A 16,284-nucleotide genomic window follows, 5' to 3' on the forward strand; every position below is an offset into this window, starting at 1 on the left:
GGAGGTTCACGTGGTGGATGAGGGGCGTGGGATGCGGGAGACGTGGATTTCCGCGCCGCGCATGGCCCCGAAAGCTAGAACCGCCGTACGAGCCGTGCAAACGAAGGGCTCACGAAGACGCGGAGCGAAGCGTTGACCCGCGCTCTTCCGTGTCTCCGCGCCTCCAGGGGCGTGCCCAACCTCGGACAACAAAAGCGAGTGATGTCATCCTGGGGGAGCGCACCGCGTGTAATCCGGAATCACACAAAGACATGCGCGCGACCGAAGGACCTTCCCTCCGCTTGCGAGGGGCACGCTCAACGCCGAACATCCAGCCCCTCGACTCTGCCGGCAAGGTCCATCGGTCGCCGCTAGAGTCCTTCGTACAAGCAGAATGCAGCGCGGCGCCTTCCTCAGGATGACTGATCCCGGGGATGAGCATCATCACCTCGGCGACGCCGCGCCCCAAGCAGCGCCAGCTTTTCGGGGGACAGGAACTCCACCCGCGCGGGGTCGAACTCGTCGTCCGGCACGCAGAACGGCCGGCGCCAGCGAAGCTCGGGCTGGGCCATGATGTCCAGGGCGAACCCCACGTCCAGCGCGGGCACGCCCAGCGGCTCCAGCTGCCGCAGCACGTTGGCCGCGCCCACGCCGGCGCCTACCAGCACCAGGTCCACGGGATCGCGCAGCGCACGCGGGTCCAGCCGCTCCAGCATCGCCTTCTCGCGGGAGATGGAGATGAACCGCGCGCCCACAGCCCCGGCCGTAGCCAGCGCATCGCCGATCGCCGCCTGCCGCGCCGCGTCGGCATGGTTCACCACCAGCACCCGCCGGCCGCGCAGCAGGCGCTCGCGGTCGGGCCCGTTCATCAGCGCGTACACGGCGTACATGTGCTGGTAGTTGCCCGCATGCAGGCGAACGCCGCGCGCGTCAAGCCAGTCCAGGATCCCGGGCATCCAGGGGTCGGAAAGCCCGCTGTCCCCCATCGCCAGCGCCAGGTACCCGCGATCAGCCACAAGGCGCAGGTCCGCCGCGTAGGCATCCAGCAGCGCGCGCCGCTCGCGGGGGGTGTAGACCTCCCACCCGTACCCGTGCGACCCGCTGCGATGGCCGCCGCGCCGCCCCAGCACCCGGTTCAGCACGCGCCTGGCCAGCTGCCGCGGACGCAGCCGGCGCAGGGGCAGCTGCTCTTCGGCGGGGCCCAGGACAAACGAATACTCCCCGTCGGCCATGCGGTAGACGGGGAGGTAGCGGCGCTCGGCCACGGCGGCAAGCACTTCGTCCACAAAGCGGCGGTACCATTCGCGGCAGTCCTCCTCCGCGAACGCGTACACCTTGCCGGTGTTGCCCACCGCCAGCGACAGCATCCGGGTGCGGTCGAAGCCGGGATAGTCCGGCGCCACGCGAAAACGCAGCCGCGCCGCCAGGGGCTCCGCGGCGCTTCCGTGCTCGCGCGGGCCATGGCTCATGCTGGATTCTGGAAAAGAATGGGCCTCACACGGAGTCAACGGAGTCAACGGAGTTTTCTCGTGCCGATGCCTCTGCGTTCGGAGGTCCGGAACGGAAAAGAATGGGCCTCACACAGAGTTAACAGAGTCAACAGAGTTTTCTCGTGCCGCTTCCCAGAGCTCACCATCAGGCTCATCCATCCCGAGGGGAGGCAGGGCGGCGGTCGACGAGGCACGAGCCGGCGTGGGGTGTCGGGAACGCGAAGGAGATGGAATGCGGCAGGGGGCCATCCGCATTTTTTTGAAGAGGGATGCGGATCGGTGGATGGTCTGCGGAAGCGGACCCGGGCGTGTCGATCGCACCACCTGATGCGCGATCCCGAAAACCATCCGCAACCTCCACGGTCGAGGCGAACGGCACGCCCGCGAACCGGGTGCCAGACCCGCGGCTACCCCGCCCGCCGCGGCCGGGCCACGGAGCGCACGAACTCGCCGATGCGCACCGCCTGCCGGTCCCACGTCTTGTCCCCCAGCACGAACTCCCGCGCGCGGACGCCGCGCGCCATCCGCTCCGCGTCCGTGTGCCCCGCCGCGCGGCGGATGGCGTCCGCCAGTCCGTCGGGCGTTTCGTCCAGCGCCAGCTCCAGGTGCGGATGGTACTCGGCGGGGATTCCCGGCGGCGCGGTACTGGCCACGGGGGTGCCGCTCACCAGGTAATCCAGCAGCTTGCTGGGAAAGCTGTAGCGGTTGGCCCGGTGCGACGACGGGCGGGGGTTCACCAGCACCGCCGCGTCGCGCTGCCGCAGCCGCATCTCCTCCGCCGGCACCTGCTCCCAGGGACGAAAGAGAATGCGCTCGTCGCGCGCCGCCGCCGCCCGCACCGTGCGCTCCAGCGGGCCGCCGCCGTAAATCCACAGCCGCCACTCCGGCCCCCGCAGCCGCGCAAACGCGTCCAGCAGCAGGGGAATGCCGTTCATCTCGTTCAGCATCCCGGAGTACATCACCGCGCGCTCCCCGTGCGTGCCGGCCCCGGACGCCAGCGGCTCGCCCGCGTCCGCCGGGTGAATGCCGCCTTCCATCCGGATCCAGGGCACGCCGGGCGCGTACTCCCGCGCCACGTGCGGGGTAAGCACCACCAGCCCGTCAAAGCGGCGGAGCACCGCCAGCTGCGCGCGCACGTCCAGCCGCTCCAGCATCCCCCGCACCCCGCGCAGCCGGTAGCCGAACGGCAGGTCGGCGACGATGGCCACGGCCGGCACCCCCCACGCCCGCGCGACGGCCAGCACCGGCAGCGCCAGGGGAGAAAAGACATTGTAGACCAGCAGCGCCCGCGGCGCCGTGGCCGACCAGCCCCGCGCCCAGCGGCCCAGGTGCGCGAACAGCGAGGCCGCGACCGTGGCTTCCTTGGGGCCGCGCAGGTTCAGGTACGGCACCAGCCGCGCCTGCGCCGCGACCCCCTCCAGCGGCACGCGGCCTCCGCGCACCAGCACGGACGGGTCGCGCGGCCAGGCGGCCTGGGGCAGGGTAATGAAAGGGTGCACGTCCATCCCCGCGCCGCGGGAAAGAAACTCCAGCAGCCCCAGCTGAAAGCGGTTCCCCGCGGGGGAAAAGGCGCGCGTGGTCCACGCCAGCTCCGTGGGGACCACACTCCCCACGAACGCCACCTCCACGCGCGCCGGGTCCGCCGCGGCCCCGGCCGGCACGGGTGCGGAGGGCGGGGGCTGCAGACCCTCGGGCTGGCGGGCGCGACGCACGCTCACCCCCACGCCGCCCGCGCCACCGTGTCGATTTCCATCCGGATGTCGCGGCTCCTGGCGCGGTGGTGAATCGGGCCGGACGTCCGCGGGCCCGCGAAGGTCCGGCCCCGCGCGAGCCCTTGCCGCGCACGGGCATGATGCGGGGAGCGCGCGCAGGCACGCATGCCCCGCGTCGCGTGCGTGCGGCGCGGGTGCGCGCCCGGACCGTTCGTCCGGGGGCCGCGGGACGGCGGGGGGAGGCGCACGTGCGTCAGCGGCTGGCGGACCGGAACCACTCCACGAAGCGCGGAATGCCCTCCTCCACCCGCGTGCGGGGGGCGTACCCCAGCAGCCGGCGCGCCTTGCTCACGTCCGCGCAGGTGCGGTCCACGTCCCCCGGCTGCGCCGGCTGGCGGTCCAGCACCGGCTCCACCCCCATCGCCGCGCCCAGCAGCTCCACCAGCCGCGACAGCGCCGTGGTGTCGCTTTCCCCCAGGTTCACGATCTCGAACGCGGCCGGCGTGCGGTGCGCGTAGTCGATCGCCCCCTCCACCCCCTGGACGATGTCGTCCACGTAGGTGTAGTCGCGCTGCGCGGAACCGTCGCCAAAAAAGGGGATCGGCCGCCCCTCCGCCATCAGCCGGGCGAACTTGTGGATCGCCAGGTCGGGCCGCTGCCGAGGTCCGTAGACGGTGAAGAAGCGCAGGCAGACGATGCTGGTGCCGTAGAGCGCGTGGTGCGCGTGGCAGAACAGCTCGCCCGCGCGCTTGGTAGCCGCGTACGGCGAGATCGGCTCCGCCACCGGGTCGTCCTCGCGAAACGGGACCGGGGCCGAGTTGCCGTACACGCTGCTGCTTGAGCCGAACACCACCGGCACGTTGCGCATCGCCCGCGAAAGCTCCAGCACCGCGGCCGTCCCCTCCACGTTCACCCGCGCGTACCTCAGCGGCTCCTGGATGGAAGGCCGCACCCCCGCCCGCGCCGCCAGGTGCACGATGGCGTCCAGGCGCTCGCAGCCCGCCGCGGCCAGCGCCGCCTGCGTGGCGCCGGGGTCGCAGGCGTCCGCCTCCACCAGCCGGAACTGCGGAAACGCGGACAGCTCGCGCACCGTCTCGCGCTTGAGCGCGGGATCGTAAAAGGGGTCAAAGTTGTCCACCGCCCACACCGCGTCGCCGCGCTCCAGCAGCCGTCGGCACAGGTGCCCGCCAATGAAGCCGGCGCCGCCCGTCACCATCACGTTCACGCGCGCCTCACAGCGTGCGGGCCGACTGCCGCGGGTCGCGCAGCATCTGCTCAAAGTACGGGATGGTCCGGCGCAGCCCCTCCTCCAGCGGCACCTGGGGCTCCCATCCCAGCACCGAGCGGGCGACGGTGATGTCCGGCTGGCGCACCTTGGGATCGTCCTGCGGCAGCGGCAGTGCCGCGATCTCCGACTGGCTCCCTGTCATCCGCAGCACCAGCTCCGCCAGCTCGCGCACCGTGAACTCCACCGGGTTGCCGATGTTGGTGGGGTCCACGCGGTCGGAGTTGAACAGGCGATAGATGCCGTCCACCAGGTCGCTTACGTAGCAGAAGCTGCGGGTCTGGCTGCCGTCGCCGTAGATGGAGATCGGCTCCCCACGCAGCGCCTGCACAATGAAGTTGCTCACCACCCGCCCGTCGCCCGGACGCATTCGCGGCCCGTAGGTGTTGAAGATGCGCACGATGCGCGTTTCCACCCCGTGAAAGCGGTGGTACGCCATGGTGATGGCCTCGGCAAAGCGCTTGGCCTCGTCGTACACGCCGCGGGGGCCCACCGGGTTCACGTGGCCCCAGTACGTTTCCGGCTGCGGATGCACCTGCGGGTCGCCGTACACCTCCGAGGTGCTGGCCAGCAGCAGGCGCGCTCCCTTGGCCTTGGCCAGCCCCAGCGCCTTGTGCGTCCCCAGCGAGCCCACCTTGAGGGTGGGGATCGGCTGCTCCAGGTAGTCCACGGGGCTGGCGGGGCTGGCAAAGTGCAGCACGCCGTCCAGCGGCCCCTCGACGTACATGTAGTCGGTAACGTCGTGCTGGACGAAGCGAAAGCCCTCGTGCCCGATCAGGTGGGCGATGTTGTCCGGATGGCCGGTGATGAAGTTGTCCATCCCCACCACCTGGTGCCCCTCGGCGAGAAAGCGGTCGCACAGGTGGGAACCAAGAAATCCGGCGGCGCCGGTGATCAGGACACGCATTCGTCTGGCGTTGGGGTAAAGCGGCGTTGGAGCGCGAACAGGCCGGCGCGCCGGGGGATTTGCCCCCCGGATCAATCCGCCCAACTTACCCCCGCCCTCCGCCCCCCGCAACGTAGCACCGCGCTCCGCCCACCTCCGCTGTAACAGGCGAATCGCGGATCACGCCGAGGGCGGTATGTGAACGAAGAGACGCAAGGGAACGGCTCGAGTTCCCTTGCGTCCCTGGTTTTTCCTGCGCCGTGAAGCCGCTGCCGCCGGACCGCACCCAAAGGTCCGGGAAAACGTGCCGCCCTCTCATCACCCCTCCCCCGAAGTTGGGGGAGGGGTCGCCAGCCGTTGCGAGGAACGAGCAAAAAGCCTGGCGGGGGAGAGGGTCCGTCCGAAGCGCGCCGCCCGCCACCAGCCCAGGCTGGTAACCCGCCGCCCCGGTCCGCATCGCACCCCACCTGCCCGCCACAACAACCCCTCCCCCGAAGTTGGGGGAGGGGTCGCCACCCGTCGCGAGGAACGAGCAAAAGGCCTGGCGGGGGAGAGGGCCCGTCCGAAGCGCGCCGCCCGCCACCAGCCCAGGCTGGTAACCCGCCGCCCCGTCCGCATCGCACCACACCTTCCGACACAACAACCCCTCCCCCGAAGTTGGGGGAGCGGTCGCCAGCCGTTGCGAGGAACGAGCAAAAGGACTGGCGGGGGAGAGGGCCCGTCCGAAGCGCGGCGCCGCCACCAGCCCAGGCTGGTAGCCCGCCGCCCTGTCCGCAACGCACCACACCTTCCGACACAGCAACCCCTCCCCCGAAGTTGGGGGAGGGGTCGCCAGCCGTTGCGAGGAACGAGCAAAAGGCCTGGCGGGGGAGAGGGCCCGCCCCCCTCAGTCCGCCGCGGCGCCCGCTTCGGCCGGGGCGGCGGCGGGGGTGCGGCCGATGGACGTGTACTCGAAGCCCAGCCCGGCCATGCGAGCCGGATCCCACAGGTTGCGCCCGTCCAGGATCACCGGCTCCGCCAGCGACTCGCGGATGCGGTCGAAGTCCGGGTTGCGGTACGCCAGCCACTCGGTCAGGATGAGCAGCGCGTCCGAGCCCTCCAGGCAGTCGTAGTTGTGCTCGCACAGCTGCAGCGCCCCCTCCGCCAGCAGGTCGGCAAAGTAGTGCGCCGCCTCGTCGCGGGCCTCGGGGTCGTGCGCGCGCACCCTGGCGCCGCGCTTCACCAGCCCGCGCACCACCTCCAGCGACGGCGCCTCGCGCATGTCGTCGGTTTCGGGCTTGAAGGAAAGGCCCCAGACGGCAAAGGTGCGCCCCGACAGGTCGTCGCCAAAGCGCTCCACCGCACGGCGCAGCAGCACCTTCTTCTGGTCGGCGTTCACCTTCTCCACGCCTTCCAGGATCGCCGCGTCCACGCCCGTGGCCTGCAGCGTGTGCACCAGCGCCTTGACGTCCTTGGGAAAGCAGCTGCCGCCGTAGCCGATCCCCGCGAACAGGAACCCGGGCCCGATCCGCTCGTCCGTGCCGATCCCCTGGCGCACCAGCCCCACGTCGGCCCCCACCGCCTCGCACAGCTGCGCGATGGTGTTCATGAAGCTGATGCGGGTGGCCAGCATGGCGTTGGCCGCGTACTTGGTGATCTCGGCGCTGGAGATGTCCATGAACAGAATGGGGTTGCCCGTGCGCACGAACGGGGCGTACAGCTCCCCCAGCCGCTGGCGCGCGTGCTCGCTCTCCACGCCCACCACCACGCGGTCGGGCTTCATGAAGTCCTGCAGCGCCGCGCCTTCCTTGAGAAACTCCGGGTTGGAGCACACGTGAAAGGCGCGCGACGTGTGGCGGCGGATGGCGTCCTTCACCTTGGCCGCCGTGCCCACGGGCACCGTGCTCTTGGTGATGACGATCTTCTCCGGCCCGTCGTCCGGCATGCTCTTGCCGATGGTTTCGGCCACGGCCAGCACGTGCTTGAGGTCCGCGGAGCCGTCCTCGCCCGGGGGCGTGCCCACGGCGATGAAGATGACCTCGGCCTCGGCGGCCGCGGCGGCCACGTCGGTGGTAAACGTAAGCCGGCCCTCGCGCAGGTTGCGCTCCACCATGGGCTCCAGCCCCGGCTCGTAGATGGGGATCTCGCCCGCGTGCAGGCGGCTGATCTTGCCCTGGTCGATGTCGGCGCAGATGACGTCGTTGCCGGTTTCCGCCAGGCAGGCCCCGGCTACCAGGCCCACGTAGCCCGTGCCCACGACTGCGATCTTCATTGGTTGCGTGCGTTGGTTTTGCTGCGGCGTAAGCCGGCCGCGCGGGCCGGGAAAGACCGTCAAGTTAGGCCCGCGCCCCCGTTCCGCGCAACGCCGGAAAAGGCCGCGCCGCCACGACAGCCGCCGGGCCTGCACCGTCCACCGAACGGACGTCGCGCGCGGCGGGACGGCGGCCCGCCATCAAAACGAGCGTTCGCGGGGAGAACAGTGCATCTCCGCGAACGCTGCGATGCAGTCGATCAGAACGAGCGGCGCCGCGAGGATCACCGGTCCCCGCGGCGCCGCGTGCGTTCGCTGGCCCGGCCTCAGCTCACCGCGGCCGCCTCACCCACGATGGAGGGGATGGCCACCTTGTCACTGGACACCCCCGCCAGCTGCAGTGTCCAGACGGAGTTGCCCAGGGCGTCGTTCCACAGGTAGATCGGGTCGCCAACCTGAAAGTTGCCGCCGTAGTCGTTCCACGAGAAGGTCGCGTTCTTGGCCAGCGCGATGCGCAGATCCCCCGCGGCGTCGCCCAGGAAAAGGAGGAACGCGTCGGAGTCGCCCGAGCCGGGCGAGTACGGCTGCATGATCAGGCTTTCGAACGGCCCCTGGTACGTTGCCGAGTTTCCCGTGGCCGGGTTCACCAGCGCCACCCCCTGGGATCCTCCCGAAACCTGCGCCTGCATCACCCACAGCTGCAGCGGATTGCTGAAGTCCTGCGGCTGAAGGGTGGGCGGCAGCCCGTCGGACGCGCCGGCCTGGATCACCAGGCCCGGGCTGAGGGTGCACACCAGGTAGAACTGCGCTGCTTGCATGGGGGCTCGCTTCCGCGAAGGTTTGCCATCCGGATAAAGCGGCGCCGGTCGGTCTCCGGCCATATGAGCGGAGGCGGCGTCGCGCCGCTTAAGTGCAAGCCAATGCCCACCGGCCCAGGCCAACGTCGGCATCACGCTATCACGTTGCTGCGGCAGACGATAACGACGCACCAAAGCCGGCCCCCGTTCCCCGCTCGGCCAAGCCGCGGAGCAACAGCGCAATGCATCGGTTACACTTTTTCGATGCACACTTTCAGAGCGACTTACAAAGCAGACGAAGCCGGAGCGGTCAACGCTCAAGACCTGTGGGCGAAGGAAGCGGAGAGATGACCGGGAATCCCCGCCTTCTCTGCTTCCTCCGCTTCCTCTGCATGAGAATGCCGTTGGGAGTGCATCGGGAGGATCCGGTATAGTGATAGTACCGAATCCGGAAAAACAACATCGGAAGGTACAGAGGAACCGGGAACCGCCAGAGGAACAGAGGTGATCCGCATTCCTCCTCTGTTCCTCTGGCTGTTCTCTGTTCCTCTGTACCCTGACCTCTGTTTCCTGTAGCCCACTTGAGGTGAGGTGTTTTACCGGATTTGGTCTAAGCATACGGTACCTTGCCGCGAGCGTTGCGCATGACGCCGGCGGCAGGGGGAAAGCACGGAGGGCGGCTCCCCGCACGCGGGAGCCGCCCTCTACGATACGACCGCGGGGTTTCCGCCCGCGGTGTCAGCTGGCGCGGGCCTCCTCGGCCAGGTCGCGGGCGCCGTGCTTGATGTTGCGGCCCTCCACCAGGAACACCACGTCCTCGGCGATGTTGGTCGCCAGGTCGGCGATGCGCTCCAGGTTGCGGCTCACCAGGAAAAGCGACATCGACGCGCCGATGCGCCGCGGGTCCTCCATCATGTGCGTCAGCAGGATGCGGAACAGCGACTCGTGCAGGCTGTCGACGCGGTCGTCGCGGCGGCACACCTCGCGCGCCGCGTCCGCGTCCGCGCGAACGAAGGTGTCCAGCGCGTCCGACAGCATCTCCGTCGCCAGCCGCCCCATCTCCTCGATCTCCGGAAACTCCAGGTACACCGGTGCCTCGGCCAGGTGGCTCACCGCCTCGGCGATGTTCACCGCGTGGTCGCCCACCCGCTCCAGGTCGTTGCTGATCTTCATCGCCATGGTGATCAGGCGAAGGTCGCGCGCCATGGGCTGCTGCAGCGCCAGCAGGTGGATGCACATGTCGTCGACGACGATCTCCATGGCGTCCAGGTCGTTGTCGCGGCGCACCACCTCCCTGGCCATCTCGGCGTCGCGGCCGCGCAGCGCGCGCATGGCCTGGTCCACCAGCTCCTCGGCCAGCCCCGACATCTCCAGCAGCTGCGTCTTGAGCCGCGCCAGCTCCTCGTGAAAGTGGCGCATTCCGGCGGCGGGCGTCATCCAAACCTCCCGGTGATGTAGCTTTCCGTGCGCTCCTCGCGCGGGTTGGTAAAGATCTCGTCGGTGCGTCCCATCTCCACCAGCTGCCCCAGGTAAAAGAAGGCGGTGTGGTCGCTTACGCGCGCCGCCTGCTGCATGTTGTGCGTCACGATCACGATGGTGTACTCGTCCTTCAGCTCGTAGATCAGCTCCTCGATCTTCTGCGTGGCGATGGGGTCCAGCGCGCTGGCGGGCTCGTCCATCAGCAGCACCTCAGGCTGCACCGCCAGCGCGCGCGCGATGCACAGCCGCTGCTGCTGCCCGCCCGAAAGCCCCAGCGCGCTGCGGTCCAGCCGGTCGCTCACCTCGTCCCACAGCGCCGCCTGCCGCAGCGACCGCTCTACCAGGTCGTCCAGGTCGCGCCGCCCGCGGGCCAGGCCGTTCACGCGCGCGCCGTACGCCACGTTCTCGTAGATGCTCTTGGGGAAGGGGTTGCTCTTCTGGAACACCATCCCCACCCGCTTGCGAAGCTGCACCACGTCCAGCCCGGCGCGGTAGACGGAGTCTCCGCGGAGGCGGATGTCGCCGTCGTGGCGGGTGCCGGGGATCAGGTCGTTCATGCGGTTGATGGACCGCAGAAAGGTGCTTTTTCCGCACCCCGACGGCCCGATGAACGCCGTTACCCGCTTTTCGGGGATCTGCAGGGTGATGTCGTTGAGCGCGCGCGTCGTCCCGTACCAGAACGAAAAGTCGTCGGCCTGGATGGCGATCTGCGGCGGGGCGGGCGCGGCCGGTGCGGACTGCGCCGCCGGAGCCGGTGTCGCCGGGGTCTGCTGCGGCATCGGGGCACCCTGCGGGTTCACGGGAGCGCCGGGCTGCGGCGCCTGGGAATAGGTCTGCATCACCGGTTCCTGTAGGGACTGCGGATGAGGAAGCGGGCGGTCAGGTTCACGGCCAGCACCAGCGCGATCAGCAGCAGCGACGCGGCCCACGCCTGCCGGTGCTGCTCCTCGTACGGGCTGATCGCGTAGTTGAAGATCTGCACGGGAAGCGCGGCGATCGGCTTGCCCAGGTCGCTGGACCAGAACGGGTTGCCGAACGCCGTGAACAGCAGCGGCGCCGTCTCCCCCGCGATGCGCGCCAGGGCGACGAGGACGCCGGTCAGAATGCCGCTGCGCGCCGCGGGAAGGACGACGCCCAGCGTCGTCCGCCAGCGGGTAAAGCCCAGCGCCAGCGCACCTTCCTTCAGCTCGCGCGGCACCAGGCGCACCATCTCTTCCGTGGTTCGCGTCACCATGGGGATGAGCATGATGGCCAGCGCCACCCCGCCCGCGAACGCGCTGAAGCCGATGGACACCACGATCCACGCCCAGACAAAGATGCCGATGACGATGGAGGGGATGCCGTTCATCACGTCGGTGATAAAGCGGATGGCCGTCGCCAGCTTGCCGCCCTCCGCCTCGGCCAGGTAGATCCCCGCGCCGATGGCCACCGGCAGCCCCATCGCCCCGGCCAGCGCCACCAGGATAAAGGTGCCCAGCACGCCGTTCCCCACCCCGCCCCCCGTTTCGCCCACGGGCGCGGGAACGTTGGTAAAGAAGTCGGGGTTCAGCGAGCCCAGCCCCGCGCGCAGCAGGTGGAAAAAGATCAGCAGCAGCGGCAGCACCGTCAGCGCCGCCGCCACGCCGGTGCCGTAGATCATCACGTGGCTCACCACGCGCCGGCGCCGGTCGCGAAAGCTCAGCGCGCCCAACGACGTGGCCTGGGTGCGCGAGCCCATGGAGTGCTCGCTCATCGTCCCGCCCGCAGCCCCACGCGCCACACCAGCAGGCGCGCGACGGTGTTCACCAGGATGGTGATGCCGAACAGCAGCAGCCCGATCTCCATCAGCGCCGCCAGGTGCAGGTCGGCCGACGCCTCGTTGAACTCGTTGGCCAGCACGCTGGCCATCGTGGCGCCGGGCGCAAAGAGCGAGGTCGCCACCTCGGCGCGGTTCCCGATCACCATGGTGATCGCCATCGTCTCCCCCAGCGCCCGCCCCAGCCCCAGGATCGTGGCGCCGATGATTCCCGGAAAGGCGTAGGGAAGCACCACCTGCCACGTCATCTCCCACCGCGTCGCGCCAAGGGCAAGCGCGCCCTCCCGCTGCGTCACGGGGACGGCGGCCAGCACTTCGCGGCTCACCGCGGAGATGAAGGGGACGATCATGATGGCCAGGATCACCCCGCCGGCCAGGATGCTGCTGCCGTACGCCGGCCCGCGGAAAAGCCCCACCTTGTCGCCGATGGAATCCGCCAGCGGCGTCTGCACCCAGGTGCGCAGAAAGGGAACCAGGACGAAGATCCCCCACAGCCCGTACACCACGCTGGGGATGGCCGCCAGCAACTCCGTGCCGAAGGAGATGGGCGCCGCCAGCCAGCGCGGCGCCAGCTCGGTAAGGAAGATGGCCAGGCCGATGGCCAGCGGCACCGCGATCAGCAGCGCCAGCAGCGAGCTGGCCAGCGTGCCGAAGATGAACGGCAGCGCGCCGTACTGCCCCGCCACCGGGTCCCACTCGCTGCTGCTGATAAAGCCGCCGCCAAACTCGCGCACCGCCGGCATGGCCGCCGCGCCCACGCGCAGCACGATGAACGCGAAGAGCACGGGGATGGAGAGTCCGAACGCGCCCAGCACCAGCGCGTACGTGCGGTCCGCCACGTTGCCCTGTGCGTACACCGGCAGCAGCCGGGACAGAAATGGGCGGGGCCCCGTTGCCAGGGTGCCCGCCTGCTCAGGTACGGGTTGCATCCGTTCCCATGGATAGTGTCAGTTTCCAGCGCTTCGAAAAGCTTTCAGCCGCAGGCCCGGAGTGCTTCGAACGATCCCGCACTGCGTCCGCGGGGCGCCCCCTCCGGGCTCGTAAACCTCGCCCACCTCCCCCGAAACTGCCGGGGGAGGTGGGTGTTGCCGCGGGGCCACGGTGCCTCGAACGCATCGAACTGCGTCCGCGGGGTGCCCCTCCCCCGGCCCCTCCCCGTTCGTTCCTCACGGAGAGGGGAGACTTCGATCCCGCTGCGGCAAGTCCTCGCCCCGTCGCCCCCCCTCCCCGAAGTTGGGGGAGGGGTCGCCAGCCGTCGCGAGGAACGAGCGAAAGGCCTGGCGGGGGAGAGGGCCCCCGAGGGTCGCGCCCCCCGTTCACCCGTTCACCCGTTCACCCGTTCACCCGTTCACCCGTTCACCCCTGCCCCACCGCCTGCCGGTCCGGCCCGCAGGTCAGCTTCCCCAGCTGCGCCAGCACCTGCTGCTGAATGGCGTCGGGCAGCGGCGCGTAGTGAAGGTCGCGGGCAAAGGCGTCGCCGTCGGCCAGGGTCCAGCGCACCAGGCCGGCAAAGGCGTTGGCCTTGGCGCAGTCCTGCACGTGCGGCGGCACCAGCAGGTACGTCCACGAGGTGATGGGGTAGGCGGCCGCGCCGGCCTGGTTCACCAGCGACAGGCGAAAGTCGGGGTGCTGCGTGATGGCCGCGCCCAGGTTCTCCGCCGCCGCCGCCGTGCTCTCCACCGTGGGCTGCACGAACTGACCGCCCGCGTTGCGCAGCGCCGCCGCCGGCAGCTGGTTCTGCGTGGCGTAGGCAAGCTCCACGTAGCCAATGGATCCCGGCGTCTGCTTGATGGCACCCGTAACGCCCTCGTTCCCCTTGGCGCCCAGTCCCTCGGGCCAGCGCACCGACTTGCCCACGCCCACGCCCTGCTTCCACTCCGGGCTCACCGCGCCCAGGTAGTCGGTAAAGACGTACGTCGTGCCGCTGCCGTCCGTGCGGTAGACCGGGATCACGTCCTGGTCCGGCAGGCTCACGCCCGGGTTGAGCGCGGCGATCGCCGGGTCGTTCCACTTGCTGATGCGGCCCATGAACAGGCCGGCCAGGGCCGCGCCGTCCAGCCGCAGCGGCTGGGTGACGCCGGGAACGTTGTAGGTCACGGCCACGGAACCCAGCACGGTGGGGATGTGCAGCATCCCCGGCGCCTTGGCCAGCTCCTCGTCGTTCATGGGCGCGTCGCTGGCGCCAAAGTCAACCGTGCCCTCCGTCACCTGGCGAATGCCGCCGCCGCTGCCGATGGACTGGTAGTTCACGCGCAGCGGGTTGGCCTTGCCGTACTCGCTGAACCACTTGCTGTAGATGGGATACGGAAAGGTGGCCCCGGCGCCGGTAAGGGTAAGGCCGTCGCCACCGCCGCCGTTGCTTGCCTGCTTGGCCATCTCGCCGGGGGTGGCCCCGCCGTTGTCGCCGCCACAGGCAGCCAGGAACAGGGCCGCCGCCAGCGCGGAAATGCCACCGGAAAACGCTCGTTTCATCAGCTCTCGGTCTCACGCTTCAGGACAGGTTGGACAAGCCTGGAACGCGTCGAACCTACCGGGCGCGTGTAACGCGTCCGTAACAGTTGCCACCGCGAACCTTGTAACGTGGACGTAACGATTGTAACATCCCGCGGCCACGGTGTCGGACACCGTCCGCAAGCCGCGTCAACGCGGGTTCGGCGGGCCGCCCGGGGCACACGGAACGCGGACGCACCGTGCCCGTTCCGTTACCTAACCGAGATGTTTGGAGGACGACGTGGGCCTGATTCCGCGTGACGAGAAGTTCTTCCCCATGTTCAACGACGTCGCCCGCATCCTGTGCGAAAGCGCGGACCTGGTGGCGCAGCTCTTTGCCGATCCGTCGCGGCTCGACGAGATCGCGACCAAGGTGAAGGACCTGGAGCACCAGGCCGACGGCATCACGCACAACGTGATCACCCGCATCGACCGCAGCTTCGTCACCCCGCTGGACCGCGAGGACATCCACCTGCTCACCTCGCGGCTGGACGACGTGATCGACCTGCTGGACGGCACCGTGCGGCGGGTGCAGATGTTCCACATCACCACCGCCGGCTCGCACGCGGCGCAGCTGGCCGACGTGCTCAAGCGGGCCGCCAACCAGATCGAAAAGGCGGTAAACCAGCTCAAGAAGCCCAAGCTCATGCTGGAGCATACGCGGGCTCTCAAGGCGCTGGAGGAAGAGGGCGACGCCATCTACGCGCAGGCGGTGGGGGCGCTGTTCTCCGGGACGCCGGACCCGCTGGAGGTGATCAAGTGGAAGGAGCTGTTCGACAAGCTCGAGGATGCCATCGACCTGTGCGACGACGTGTCGAACGTGCTGGAAAGCATTGCCCTGAAGAACGGGTGACCGGGCCGTGATCACCTACGTCGTCATCATCGTCCTGGTCGCCTTCGCGTTCGATTTCATCAACGGCTTCCACGACTCGGCCAACGCCATCGCCACGGTGGTGGGCACGCGCGTGCTCAAGCCGCTGCCGGCGGTGATCTGGGCCGCGTTCTTCAACTTCATGGCGCTGTTCCTGGTGGGCACGGCGGTGGCCAAGGCCATCGGCTCGGGGATGATCGACCTGAAGATCGTCACCCCCACCGTGATCCTGGGCGGGCTGCTGGGCGCCATCATCTGGAACCTGATCACCTGGTACTACGGGCTGCCCAGCAGCTCGTCGCACGCGCTGATCGGTGGCTACGCGGGCTCGGCGGTGGCGGCGGCGGGGACGGGCGCCATCGAGTGGGGCACCAAGTGGGTGCAGACGCTCACCTTCATCGTGCTCTCGCCGCTCATCGGCATGTTCCTGGGCTTCATGCTCATGACGCTGGTGCTATGGCTTTTCCACCGCGTGCCGCGGGGGCCGGCCGACCGGTTCTTTCGCGTGGCGCAGCTGGCCAGCTCGGCACTGTTCTCGCTTTCGCACGGCGCCAACGACGCCCAGAAGACGATGGGCATCATCGTAAGCCTGCTGGTGTCGGTGAACACGCTGTTCGCGCAGGAAACGGGTTGGCTGCACCTGCTGTACGTGCCCACCACGGACCACATTCCGTTCTGGATCGAGCTGTGCGCGTACTCGGCGCTGTCCATCGGCACGCTGTTCGGGGGATGGCGCATCGTGCACACCATGGGCACGCGCATCACCCGGCTCAAGCCGGTGGGCGGCTTTAGCGCCGAGACGGGCGGGGCCATGAGCATTCTGCTGGCCACCAACTTCGGCATCCCGGTCAGCACCACGCACACCATCACCGGCGCCATCGTGGGCGTGGGTGCCACCAACCGCCTGTCCGCGGTGCGCTGGGGGATCGCCGGCCGCATCGTCTGGGCGTGGGTGCTGACGATTCCCGCCGCCGCGCTGATGGCGGCGATCAGCTACCTGGTCCTCGCCCAGTTCGCGCCCATGGGAACGATGTGACGGGCGTGATGGTGTGACGGGTGTGATGGTGTGATGGTGTAAGTGCCGAAGTGACGAGCCCCACCGGACGATGTGTCCGGCGGGGCTTTTCGCGCATGGGGCATGAACGGGCGAGGATGAGCGGGTAAACCCGCTGCTGGGAAAGCGACAAGCCCCGTCCCGGGGGGGGGGGGGGGGGGGCCCCGGCCGGGGCCGCCCGCCAGACCCCCCCCCCCCCCCCCCCCCCCCCCCCCC

13 protein-coding genes are annotated in these 16,284 nt (G+C 69.5%); 2 read left to right on the top strand and 11 right to left on the bottom strand.

Going from position 1 to position 16,284, the window contains the following annotated elements; all coding sequences use genetic code 11:
• Positions 1–392: 392 nt before the first annotated feature.
• The 11 genes from ACOJUJ_RS10010 to pstS all read right to left on the bottom strand — a co-directional run bounded on the left by ACOJUJ_RS10010 (position 393) and on the right by pstS (position 14,125).
• A complete protein-coding gene (locus ACOJUJ_RS10010; RefSeq protein WP_420126725.1) occupies positions 393–1,448 on the bottom strand; it encodes a hypothetical protein in 1,056 nt (351 codons plus the stop codon).
• A 428-nt stretch (positions 1,449–1,876) separates the two neighbouring features.
• Complete coding sequence (locus ACOJUJ_RS10015; RefSeq protein WP_420126726.1) at positions 1,877–3,187, bottom strand: glycosyltransferase; 1,311 nt, start codon at positions 3,185–3,187, stop codon at positions 1,877–1,879.
• 247 nt (positions 3,188–3,434) lie between these two features.
• Positions 3,435–4,397 (bottom strand): NAD-dependent epimerase/dehydratase family protein, encoded by a 963-nt coding sequence (locus ACOJUJ_RS10020; protein WP_420126736.1) that lies wholly within the window; start codon positions 4,395–4,397, stop codon positions 3,435–3,437.
• A gap of 16 nt (positions 4,398–4,413) precedes the next feature.
• Entirely contained in the window at positions 4,414–5,373 is a 960-nt protein-coding gene (locus ACOJUJ_RS10025) for a UDP-glucuronic acid decarboxylase family protein (RefSeq protein ID WP_420126727.1), read from the bottom strand.
• A gap of 865 nt (positions 5,374–6,238) precedes the next feature.
• Positions 6,239–7,603 (bottom strand): UDP-glucose dehydrogenase family protein, encoded by a 1,365-nt coding sequence (locus ACOJUJ_RS10030; RefSeq protein ID WP_420126728.1) that lies wholly within the window; start codon positions 7,601–7,603, stop codon positions 6,239–6,241.
• 305 nt (positions 7,604–7,908) lie between these two features.
• Positions 7,909–8,400, bottom strand: a complete 492-nt coding sequence (locus tag ACOJUJ_RS10035; protein WP_420126729.1) for a hypothetical protein — start codon at positions 8,398–8,400, stop codon at positions 7,909–7,911.
• Positions 8,401–9,117: 717 nt separating this feature from the next.
• The gene (gene phoU, locus ACOJUJ_RS10040) at positions 9,118–9,816 is read right to left on the bottom strand and encodes a phosphate signaling complex protein PhoU (RefSeq protein WP_420126730.1); all 699 of its coding nucleotides are present in this window, start codon (positions 9,814–9,816) and stop codon (positions 9,118–9,120) included.
• Positions 9,813–10,637: a phosphate ABC transporter ATP-binding protein PstB gene (gene pstB / locus ACOJUJ_RS10045; protein ID WP_420126737.1), complete on the bottom strand. Its 825-nt coding sequence runs from the start codon at positions 10,635–10,637 to the stop codon at positions 9,813–9,815. The genes phoU and pstB overlap by 4 nt, the downstream gene beginning before the upstream one ends.
• A gap of 59 nt (positions 10,638–10,696) precedes the next feature.
• The gene (gene pstA / locus ACOJUJ_RS10050; RefSeq protein WP_420126731.1) at positions 10,697–11,590 is read right to left on the bottom strand and encodes a phosphate ABC transporter permease PstA; all 894 of its coding nucleotides are present in this window, start codon (positions 11,588–11,590) and stop codon (positions 10,697–10,699) included.
• Positions 11,587–12,582, bottom strand: a complete 996-nt coding sequence (pstC, locus tag ACOJUJ_RS10055) for a phosphate ABC transporter permease subunit PstC (protein ID WP_420126732.1) — start codon at positions 12,580–12,582, stop codon at positions 11,587–11,589. The genes pstA and pstC overlap by 4 nt, the downstream gene beginning before the upstream one ends.
• 427 nt (positions 12,583–13,009) lie before the next feature.
• Positions 13,010–14,125 carry a phosphate ABC transporter substrate-binding protein PstS gene (gene pstS, locus ACOJUJ_RS10060; protein ID WP_420126733.1) on the bottom strand — a complete coding sequence of 372 codons (1,116 nt, stop codon included), beginning with the start codon at positions 14,123–14,125 and terminating at the stop codon, positions 13,010–13,012.
• A gap of 259 nt (positions 14,126–14,384) precedes the next feature.
• On the opposite strand from pstS, the gene ACOJUJ_RS10065 reads away from it, so the two are divergent.
• Both ACOJUJ_RS10065 and ACOJUJ_RS10070 read left to right on the top strand, forming a co-directional pair.
• Positions 14,385–14,996, top strand: coding sequence for a DUF47 domain-containing protein (locus tag ACOJUJ_RS10065; protein WP_420126734.1), 612 nt, complete (start codon positions 14,385–14,387; stop codon positions 14,994–14,996).
• Positions 14,997–15,003: 7 nt separating this feature from the next.
• Positions 15,004–16,050: an inorganic phosphate transporter gene (locus ACOJUJ_RS10070; RefSeq protein WP_420126735.1), complete on the top strand. Its 1,047-nt coding sequence runs from the start codon at positions 15,004–15,006 to the stop codon at positions 16,048–16,050.
• Positions 16,051–16,284 lie beyond the last annotated feature (234 nt).

This window comes from Longimicrobium sp., from assembly GCF_048594345.1.
Classification (GTDB): Bacteria; Gemmatimonadota; Gemmatimonadetes; order Longimicrobiales; family Longimicrobiaceae; genus Longimicrobium.